Raw genomic sequence first — 9,891 nt, 5'->3', positions numbered from 1 at the left:
GGGTCAATCGGCGCCTCACCGCTTTCCCGGTTAGGGACGGTGCGAGCCAGAGATGTATACGCTGGTTCTGCCCATTCCTCGGACATACCCGAGGCTGCCCGCGCAGCTTCTTGGTTGCGCGTGGCTTTATTTCGCTCGCGGTGCTGGCATCAGCATTTGCAAAACGAAGCGGCACTAGAGAAGAATTCAGCCGGCTATATCCGAGCCGAACATTTGGCGGTGAACGCGTGTTCAGTTGGGGAGTTTGCCCTGGCCGACCGCCAAAACCTGCGCAGTGCTGTCTTTGAGACGCGCCCGCGTCTCGATCAGTTCAGATTTGGCAACAGTGAGGTTTGTGGCCGGGAGAGCTCTCTCACGCGTGTCAGAGCTTTTGGGCCCCGTGGGTCCAGGTTGGACGGACATGCCTGAAATGTCAGGATTGGCATGTCCGGTCAGCGTTGATGCGGTCAATTGGGCAGCCTCCGCCTCGTCCGGCGCGCCAGAGAGCAGATATCCGTTCAAGGTGCTTCGTGCGCTAACTGGTATGACTTCTTTGCCAGTATAACGAGCTGTGTAGGCGGATGGATCTGACCAGCTGCCCTTCCATTGGTAGAAGATGTGGGAGCCAATCGCGGTCAGCTTTGTGAGCCTAGGGGCCCAGTATGGCAGCACATATGAAGCATGATAGTGCGTGGCGTGCCCGACGCTGGTTTCGACGAAACCGCCCAGGGATGCCGCTGCAATCGTTCGCGCGCGGTCCCAAAGCTGCAAGTTCGGACGGCGAGCAAGAGAGCCATCGCAGGTGAAGGTGAACTGGCATCCTGTAGCGCGTTCAGCGCCCTGAAAAACGACCCCGCACACCGTATTGGGATAGGCGGGATGTCTGACCCTGTTGAGGATCACTTGGGCTACAGCGCGCTGACCTGTGATCGGCTCGTTTGCCGCTTCGAAATAGATGGCGGCTGTCATGCAGTCGAGCGCGGAAAGGCTAGCGAATGCATCAGTTCCGGCCGCTGCTAGGGAGAATCTCGGTGCTGGAACGGCAAGCCGGGGACTGGCTGCTATTGCCGCATTGAGTATCTCATTGCGCCGCTTTTCGGCCGGATCGAGATTGTCCAGCGTTGCGAACTGGACCTCCACAGCCGGGACGAATGACCCAGCGCCAATCATTTCCAGCTGTGCCGAAGCGGTCGGAGCTGAGCCGAGAATGATTGCTCCCGACAGCGCCGCTATCAGGTTTCGCCGTCTGTTGGCAGAGCTGCCATGACCGGTCATTTCCGCCACCTTAGCTTAAACTTAGCGATCAAAAGAAAAGGGGGCCAGCGATGCGCCGACCCCCTGAACTTTTCGCGTTAGCGCAAATCAGGCGAATTGCATACGAACCGAGGTCGACTGGCGACGACGCATTGCGAAGCCAACAGCGCCGAGGCCGAGGATCATGAGCATCCAGGTGCCGGGTTCCGGAATCGCGGGAGCGCTCAGGTTGGCGGAAAGGCCTGCCGGGTTAGCACTGGTCCCATCGTTACGGGTCACGAACGTGATCGAGTTGATGACACCGAAGCTGCTGAGATCAAAGTTGATCTGGCGGCCGTTCGCAGTCTGGAACTGGAACTCGCCGCCGTTGCTGTTCAGCGGGAAGTTAACGCCGTTCAGCGGGTTCCCGTTCACAAAGATGCTCAGCAAGCGGTTGTCGACATACACCAGGCCCGAAAGCAGGCCGAAGAGGCCCGGCTGGCTCAAGGTGTAGATGTAGCGGTACTGGCCCGCCGGGACATTCGAAGAGCCCGAAGCGCCGGTCGAGATCCACGAGGTGTTTGCCCAAGCGCTGTTCCGCGCGACAACGTTCGGGGTGACGGTCGACCCGTTGGGCGTGATTACTGCCCAACCAGCGTTGTTGTTAGTTTGAACACTCAGTGTCGTCGCAGCCGAGACCGGCGAGGCGAGGACCGCCGCGGCAGCAGCCGCCGGGATCATCATTTTCTTCCACATAACAAGCTTCTCCAATCAATCGGCCGCTTAAGCTTCGCCGCCCCCAGGTTTGGGGTCGGAACAAGTGTCGTAAATCTGGATGCGCCCCCGAATCAGACCTTATACCTAGCCTGCTTAAGCCGTCTGTTAATTCTCGCGCTCGGTATGTCAACACCCGAGGGGGCTTGGCTGAAGCGCCAGGATCACTCAGGGGTGGTGTGGCCCGAACAAATAGGACATTATAACAGATGGATAGGGCTGGCCCCTCCGATTTGTGCGTTGCAGCGCAAATCAAATCTGTTCCATATCGGTACACACAATATGGTTAATTAACTATGCAGGGCGCAAGCTTAGCCCGTGCTGGGCTCGTGTCCTAAGGTAACCAAGAGTTCCAAGGGGGCGGCATCGGAGGCGAGTCGCTGCATTTCGGCCCTCGATGCGGGCTCACGTCGCGCCGTCGAAGTCACACGTCCTCAACGGGCGTAGACTCATTACGCTCAGCGCCAGATGCGTGCACTGATGAGTGTTACGGCGGCGAGGTAGTTTTCGGGGCACTTGGCATGGCTAGTGGCGATGCTCTGGAAGTGCTTGATACGGTTGAAGACGCATTCCGCGAGGTTGCGCTGCCGACAGAGCCATCCTTAAGGGACGACGCCTTGCTTGCGGTTGGACCGCGATGGGATGTTGGCCTAAGCGTTCTTGGCTGCGGCAGCGTCACAGATGGCGTTGCTGTCGGACCCTTTGTCGCCGACCAGGGTTGCTCCCTCCGGAATGGCCTACAGCAGAGCTTCGGCTGCCTGACTGTAGTGGACTTGGCCGCCGGTCAGTCGCACAGGGCGGCGGGACGGCCGTCAGCGTCAACGAGAGCATGAATCTTGCTCGTGAGGGCGCCGTGGCGACGTCCCATGCCGCAATTTGCGGCCCCCCATTTTGCTCCTCGCACCGTGTGGGTGGACGCGGACGCGGGTGGAGTGGAACATCGCGATCTCGCCGTCGAAGGCGGCGGAAACCGCAGCAAGCAGCCGGTCCCACACCCCGGCTTTGCGCCAGCGGACGAACAGGTTGTAGCAGATCGTCGAGGGACCGTATCGCTCGGGTATCTCCGCCCACGGCGAGCCAGTCTGGAAATGCCAACGAATGCCGTTCAGCACCCGCCGGTCATCAACGCGGGGAACGCCGTATGGCTTGTTCGGTAGCAGCGGCTGAATGATCGACCATTCCCGTCCTTCAGTTCGTATCGCCGCCGTGCGACCCTGCCTCCATAGCAAGGGAAAGCCTGGATCATGCAGGTCGCTAAACCTCAAGACCGTCTATGAGTTTACCGCTTAGGACCCTGTCCAGAAGACTGGCACCATCTCACCCAACCAACGCGCCAAGGTTCATACTTCTGCTCAAGCAGCCATTTGGGCGCGGTAGGCACTGAGGAATACGAGTTCGCGTAGTTGCGCAACTGGGGGAAGCTCCAAACCTGAAGGGTCGGCGATCCCAATAATACTCTTGTCTGGCTCGCGCTGGGCGAGCGCAATACGGTGCGGAAGAAGTCGCTCGCGGCGCTCCAACGAGTAGAAAACTTGCACAACGGGCCGCAGAGGGTCCTTGCGATCCTCGTCTATAACCATTGCCAGATTACCGTCGGAGAGCTCAACGAAAGACCCAACGGGAAAAAGCCCCACAGTCTCCACGAAAAGACGCAGGATATCCTCGTCAAACGCGCCAACCTGCGCGCGCAGCTCGGCGACAGCTGCCGCCGGATCGAGTGCGGGTCTCCCCATGGCGCCAGCCAGCAGAAATTCGAAGCTATCGCAAATCGCAGCCATGCGCGCGATCCGGGGGATATCGTCACCAACGCTGCGCTGCGGGAAGCCGCTGCCATCAAGACGCTCGTGATGCATGAGGCACGCGTCCAGCACGGTCTGAGGCAGGCCCTCTTCATTCTGCAATGCGCGGTAACCGAGAAGTACATGGCTCTGCCAAACCGGCACGTCCGCTTGTCGGCGACCACCAGTCCAAGGATCAACCATCCCGGGTAGGTAGTTGACCCCAATATCGAGCAGAAGGCCCGCTTGCCCACTGCTGAAAATCTCAGGCCCACTTAGCTTCATTCGATCGGCCAAAGCCACCATCAACGCACTTACGGACAGGGCGTGCCGAAAGATTTGTTCATTCTTGAGCTTGCAGCGCATTAGACCGCTGAATGCCTGAGGACAGCGCCTTACTGAGGCCAAGATGTCGCTCACCACCGGCTCCACCTTGCGTACATCAAGGGCCTTCCCGAGCTTCGCGTCAGAGAAAATCTTCCCGAGCCGCTCGCGCCCATGGTCGGCAATCTGCGTTGCCACCGAGAGCTCGTCTTGCATCGATACTGGCTGCGAAACATCAAGCCGCAATGCCGCGCGACGCTTGATGGTCTGAGCCCGCGCCGTTCCCAAGGATGCAGTGCCAGCAGCGACAGGTTTGGCCGAAGCCGGCCTTTCATTTACATCGATACCCTTGGCGACGTCGATGATGACAAACTGCACACGGCTTTCTTTGAGCGCATTGAGCCTGGCCACATCCTCGAGAAGGAATTTGGCCTTCCAGAAGGGATGATCGAACCAACTACCCTCAAGCTTGTGTACGAACATACCCAACTCAAGGTCTGCGACAGGGATCTTCTTCAGCACGCGGTAAGCTTCCCAATGCTACGGAGAGATATCGTCTCATGCCCGCCGATACCGATGCATCGCCGCCGAGAAAAACGAAGTGAACGTAAGACACATAGCAACCCCGAGGAACCAATATGGAGGTTGTTAAGACTGCGCTTTATCTCGCGGCATCCGCCTCAGAATAAACCGAGATCCCAATGGCGGGCAGGACGAACGATTGCTTTTTGCGTATGGCACGCGCCGCTCAGGCCCTCGGAGACCAACTGCCTCTGCCGGTCGAGTAAGGTCTTGGACGCACACTGTCAGATCTCCGTCTTGGCGCTCTCAACAGCACTGGCGACAAGGGCAAGGAAAGCCCCCGACCGATCATACGGGAGACGGATAGCCAGCAATCTCAAACCTGATGAAGATCTCAAGCTAGGGCGAAGACTCATTACGCTGAACACCTGATGCGGGCACGGATGAGTTCCACGGCGGCGAGGTAGTTTTCGGGGCACTTATCATGGTAAGTGGCGATGCCCCGGGACCTTCCTATGCCGCGATCTACGGGTTCCCCTTTTTGCCCGTAGCCAAACCTCAAGACCGTTTATGGGTTTACCGCCTAGGGCCCTGCCATCGGCAGCGGTGATAGGTTGTGTTGGCAGATGGACGCGGATTGACCGATCTCAGTCCGTCGTTTTTACAGGCGCTGTTCTGGCGTCAGCGGAGCAGTGACATTTGATCGCCTTGAATGCGAATTTCGCTGAACTGCGCCAAGGCATTCTGCCCGAGAAGTGAGGTTTGGACGTCATTGCGCGGCACAGCGGCTTGCACGCCTTTCAGGATATGGCCGTTTATTTCGAGCTTTTCGATCACGACCCAGTCGGCATTGATGGTGCCTGCTGCGGTGGAGATTGTGCTGTGCTTGCCACTCTGGAGCCGGGCGCCGAGCTTTCTGGCGTCTGTATGACTTAGGACGACGTGACTAGCCCCAGTGTCCACCAACAGCCGTGCCTGACCAGATGGCGTCTGTGCTGCAACGTAGAAGAGCCCATCGGCACCGCGCTCAATGGCACGGACCGTATCGACATTGCCGGGCAGGGCAGGGCCAGCCTGAGCATTCATGGCCACGATTTTGTCCGGGCTTGCTGCGCCTATAGCGGCTGCGCCCAGGAGCGTTGTCAGCAGGCCGGAGCCGATAAGAGCAAGATGCCACATGGCCGCTTGCTAACCGGAGCTGGGTTCAAGCGGTGTTGCTGACAATGGTTAACGGCACAGTCAGGTTGATTGCCGAGTGTGAACTTGGCGTTTCTCGCTAGATCGATGCAGTCTTTCGCGAGGGCCTAGAATTCAAGCATCTGCTCACCGCACTTAGGGGGGCAACGCGGTTAGACCGTGAGCTGATCTCGCATTTTCTCGAGCTTCTTGATCGACCGGTTCTGCCAAATAGCCAAAATACCGAAGAAGACCGCAAGGATCCCCCACTGGATTGATTGCAGCCAATACCGGATCTTGAGCGAATATTCGTCAGCGTAGAGAGTGTAGTGCGGGGTAGTGATGCCGACCCCCATGTAGTTGAACAGCACCCTCACTGGGCCCGGCAGACCCCCTTCGACGATGATGCCCGACCAAGAAGGTTGCTGCGTTACTTTCTCGGCGTCACTCTTGGTTCTGGCTTCCAGCTGCACGAAGACAGAGGCAGCCCCGGTGCTCGCGCCGCTTGATCGGTACGGCGAGAATGCCATGCGATCGTCGCCGACAAACCAGTCCTGACCAAAAAAGATGATTGTGCCCAGCTCGCCGCCAACAAGCCGCGCGGGGCCCTGCTTGATGCTTACTGCACCAATCTCGCTGGCTGAAACTGTCTGAGTTTCCCCTTCCGGACTCGGCAAACCGAAGGCGGAGTAGATGAGCAAACCAGCAGCGACGCAGGCGGCTGTCAATCCGGGCGCGATGAGAAAGCGCCGCAGGCGCCGCGCCTGATCCAAACGTTGGTCAAGAATTTGTGCGACAGGAGTGTCTTTGTCCCGCTTCCGCAGCAACAGCCAGGCAATGAGCAAAGCTGGGAGACTGAAAAGGCAGAGAAGGAAGAGGTACGTCAGGAGAGGCGCATACTGGCCAAAGCGAGCGATCTGAAACTCCGCCAGCCGACTGTAGAACCCCCGATAGCTGAGCGCTTCCCACAGAAAATAGATACCGCACAGAAGCGTGAAGGTTTGAGCAGCGAGCCTGATCAGCTTCTGCGAAGATGGAGAACGCATAAAAAGCCCCTGGTCAGCCTACACGCTTTACCGTTCGCAGCTGCTCTGTTTGCCCACGAGCGCGGAGTGCACCGCCGACTGCGAACAGCCCCATCACGAGCATAAGCCACGTGCCTGGTTCGGGTACCGGGCTTACCGGAGTTGGAGTGGGCGTAGGTGTGGGCGTAGGCGTAGGCGTTCCGCCTCCAGCGCCGCCTCCTGTTCCACCGCCGCCGCCAGTGCCGCCACCACCATCGTTGGCAGGCAGGTTTGCTGCGAATAGCGGTACACCTTGCCCAGGCAATGGCGGCCCCGACGGTGCAAAGTTGGCGAGCGTCGTTGGCACTGGCGTAAGCGCATTATTTGCCGCAGGGGCAGAGCCCGGTTCGGCCAGCGGCGCAGCAGCACCAGGAACGATGGGGCCGGGCGCCAGGATCTGTCGTGCCGCGGCGTTCGCAACATCGCGATCACGCAAGACGCGGCGTATCCGATTCGCGGGGACACGCGATGCGTCGGACAACGATACCGAGTTGTCTGGCTCACCGGAGTAGTTTTCGCCGTCAACGCTGGCAGGGGGCTGTGTCAGCGCGACCATGGCGCTCGCCGGAGATCCGGGCGCTCCGATGATTGCGCGGTCCTCGAAGCGGGTAAACCCGATCGAGGTCAGCCCCAAAGCGAGAAGCACAACGGTTGTGCGATATCCCGCTCGGACGCCTGTTGTCTCCTGATCGCCCACTCTGCCCTCGTTAATTTACCATTTTCATATGGACGCGGTCTTCAGGCAGATCAAGCTCCAAGGTCGGGGCACACTGCTGGTGTGATTGAAGACGACGCTACTTGTTCTATTTCGGAGCCGCCGCACCTTGCTTGGGTGCGGGAGCCAGCCCCTCTTGATAGGAAATATCGGCTTTTGCGCGGGCTTCGCTCAAGCGGGTCTGCAAGAGCTTGCCAAGGCTTTCAGATCGCATTTCCTGCGCGGCGAGCGGTGCGGCCTCTTGCTCGTTAGTGGGCACAGGCTGACGCCCGGTGATCACACTAACTGACACACGGCCTTGCCCGGGAATGACAAACGGCTCGCCCGGCGGCAGGGCGAGGATTTGCTTGAGAACGGGCGTCGGGACATTGATCGTGTCGAGACTGTTTGCCCCTCTTGCAAACTTTACCTTGAACAGGCCGAGGATCTGCTCGACGTCCGCCAAGGTCTTGGCCGATTCAAGCGCTTTCAGAACCTTGGGATCGCCCGGCATATCGAACACGATCTGGTCGACGAGATAGTTAGCTCGCTCGGTGAACTTCCCAGGGTTGGCGGCGAGATACTTCTTGACTGAGGCACTATCCGGAACCCGAACGCTCTCAGCCTGCTTTTGCCCATACATCTGCACGAGCAGACCTTCGCGCATCCGCCGCTCGCGGCTGAGGTACTCCGGGTCGCGATCGAACCCTTCTTCCTTTGCCACTTGCGCCATGAGGCGGCGGTCAATGATCTGCTGGAGAACCTGGCGACGAATTGCGTCCTTGTCGCCCGCAAGTGCACCGGGAAGTTCGGCAATCTCGGCGTTCAATTCAGCCTGAGTGATTTCTTCGCCGTTTACGATGGCAACGACCTGTCCGGTCGGCTCACCGCCGCACGCCTGCAGGCTCAATCCCAAAGCGGCCACCAGAGCCAGTCTTGAAGTCCAGAGATGTTTCACTTACGCCCTCCAAATCCCTCGACGCCCATTGCGGCTTTCGACACGGGGTTGCAAGAGCCTATTTATTGGACGTTATCGGGATCGAGGAATCAAAAAATGGAAACTGTCTACGATTGGGTCACGGTTGCAGTCTTCGCTGGCCTAGCCGTACTGTTCTTGCAGCGGTCCTCGGAAGAAGAGCCGCAGGACAAGATCTTGCATTATCTGCCGCCGGCTGCTGGGTGCGCAGTCTCTAATTATCTCGGCAATGAGGGCTTCACGCTCCCTGCAGTCGGGCTTCTTGTGGCCGTGATGGCTTACATCCACTTCGTTTTGAAACCATTCGATCGTTCAAACGCGGGGCGGGACTGATCACTGGCCCCTTCGTTCAGCTAGCAAGGCGATGGTTCGCTGCGCTAACTTGTCGATGAGGTAGATTGATACCAGCGAGACGGCAAAGGTGGTCATCCCGGCAAAGTTGTGCAGGAAGCCCTGAGCTGCGGCATCACCGGCATAATACGTCAGCATAATCAGGATCAGGACGCGGACGAGGTTTGAGAAGATCGCGATGGGGACCGCGGCCACTGCCAGTGCTAGCATGTATCGCCACTCAGCCCGATGGCTCACGTAGACATAAAACAGGGTCAGTGCTGTCAGGGTAATAAGAGAATTCAGTCCTGCGCAGGCCGCTGCAACCAGAAGCTGGTATTGGCCGATCTGGATCGTGACCCCCGAGCTAGCGATCGGATAGCCAGCGACGTAGAGCAAATTGACTGCACTCTCGCTGATCCAAAGCTTGAGAGGATTGGTAACCGCGGCGACCAGGCTGTCGGGTAGGGGAACGGCGAAGACCAGATAGAGAAGTGGGAACCACAGAGCTTTCAGCGCACGCAAGCCGATAAAGGAATAGAGTACGGCAACGAAAAGGCCGTAGAGAGCATAGACCTCGAGTTCGATAACCGCAGCAGTGCGAAACAGCACCATAGCCACTGCCATTGAAGCGATCGCGACAAAAGCCCAAGCTCCAGGCGGGCGCTGTTGAATTGGTCGGGTCTCACCTCGAAGGTGATTGAGAAGCCACAGGCCCGATGCCAACACCAAGGGAGCGTGAGAGCCCTGCTCGGTCGACCAACTCTGCGTCGTTATATACTTCCATGTCGGGAACGTGACCGCAGTAAGGCCGATCACTATAGGCCAGCTTTGGAGGGCGAGCGACAGCAGCTGCGGCGTTCTCCGTTCGCTAGATTGTTCGTGTGCCAAATTCTACCTTTGCTCCAGTTCCTAACTGACAGGAACGAAAACGCCATAGACTCTATAAGGCGACGCGGGCAAGCGGTCCCTCGGATCTAATTGGCTTGACCAGCCTGCCAGTGAGGGGAGTGCCTCCCCCGCATTGTTTCTTTGCGGTCA

General features: G+C 58.6%; 8 protein-coding genes and 1 pseudogene. 1 reads left to right on the top strand and 8 read right to left on the bottom strand.

Annotated elements, in window-relative coordinates; translation table 11 throughout:
* Positions 1-231 precede the first annotated feature (231 nt).
* The 7 genes and pseudogenes from ACOVQ0_RS02685 to ACOVQ0_RS02655 all read right to left on the bottom strand — a co-directional run bounded on the left by ACOVQ0_RS02685 (position 232) and on the right by ACOVQ0_RS02655 (position 8,502).
* Complete coding sequence (locus ACOVQ0_RS02685; protein WP_421879938.1) at positions 232-1,254, bottom strand: cell wall hydrolase; 1,023 nt, start codon at positions 1,252-1,254, stop codon at positions 232-234.
* A gap of 87 nt (positions 1,255-1,341) precedes the next feature.
* Positions 1,342-1,968: a PEPxxWA-CTERM sorting domain-containing protein gene (locus ACOVQ0_RS02680; RefSeq protein ID WP_421879935.1), complete on the bottom strand. Its 627-nt coding sequence runs from the start codon at positions 1,966-1,968 to the stop codon at positions 1,342-1,344.
* 476 nt (positions 1,969-2,444) lie between these two features.
* A pseudogene (locus ACOVQ0_RS02675) lies at positions 2,445-3,232 on the bottom strand (IS5 family transposase).
* Positions 3,233-3,338: 106 nt separating this feature from the next.
* Positions 3,339-4,610 (bottom strand): HD-GYP domain-containing protein, encoded by a 1,272-nt coding sequence (locus ACOVQ0_RS02670; RefSeq protein WP_421879932.1) that lies wholly within the window; start codon positions 4,608-4,610, stop codon positions 3,339-3,341.
* Between the two features lie 681 nt (positions 4,611-5,291).
* Complete coding sequence (locus ACOVQ0_RS02665; RefSeq protein ID WP_421879929.1) at positions 5,292-5,789, bottom strand: TIGR02281 family clan AA aspartic protease; 498 nt, start codon at positions 5,787-5,789, stop codon at positions 5,292-5,294.
* 170 nt (positions 5,790-5,959) lie between these two features.
* Positions 5,960-6,832: a hypothetical protein gene (locus tag ACOVQ0_RS02660; RefSeq protein WP_421879925.1), complete on the bottom strand. Its 873-nt coding sequence runs from the start codon at positions 6,830-6,832 to the stop codon at positions 5,960-5,962.
* An 821-nt stretch (positions 6,833-7,653) separates the two neighbouring features.
* A complete protein-coding gene (locus tag ACOVQ0_RS02655) occupies positions 7,654-8,502 on the bottom strand; it encodes an EpsD family peptidyl-prolyl cis-trans isomerase (RefSeq protein WP_421879922.1) in 849 nt (282 codons plus the stop codon).
* A 96-nt stretch (positions 8,503-8,598) separates the two neighbouring features.
* On the opposite strand from ACOVQ0_RS02655, the gene ACOVQ0_RS02650 reads away from it, so the two are divergent.
* Positions 8,599-8,853, top strand: a complete 255-nt coding sequence (locus ACOVQ0_RS02650) for an XrtV sorting system accessory protein (RefSeq protein ID WP_421879918.1) — start codon at positions 8,599-8,601, stop codon at positions 8,851-8,853.
* Here the strand turns inward: ACOVQ0_RS02650 and xrtV are convergent, their stop codons facing one another.
* Positions 8,854-9,741, bottom strand: coding sequence for an exosortase V (xrtV, locus tag ACOVQ0_RS02645; protein WP_421879914.1), 888 nt, complete (start codon positions 9,739-9,741; stop codon positions 8,854-8,856).
* Positions 9,742-9,891: the final 150 nt, after the last annotated feature.

Source organism: Novosphingobium sp. (assembly GCF_049240505.1).
In the GTDB taxonomy this organism is placed as follows: Bacteria; Pseudomonadota; Alphaproteobacteria; order Sphingomonadales; family Sphingomonadaceae; genus Novosphingobium.
The sequence above is the reverse complement of the archived record's forward strand: the minus strand, read 5'-3'. Positions and strand labels throughout refer to the sequence as shown.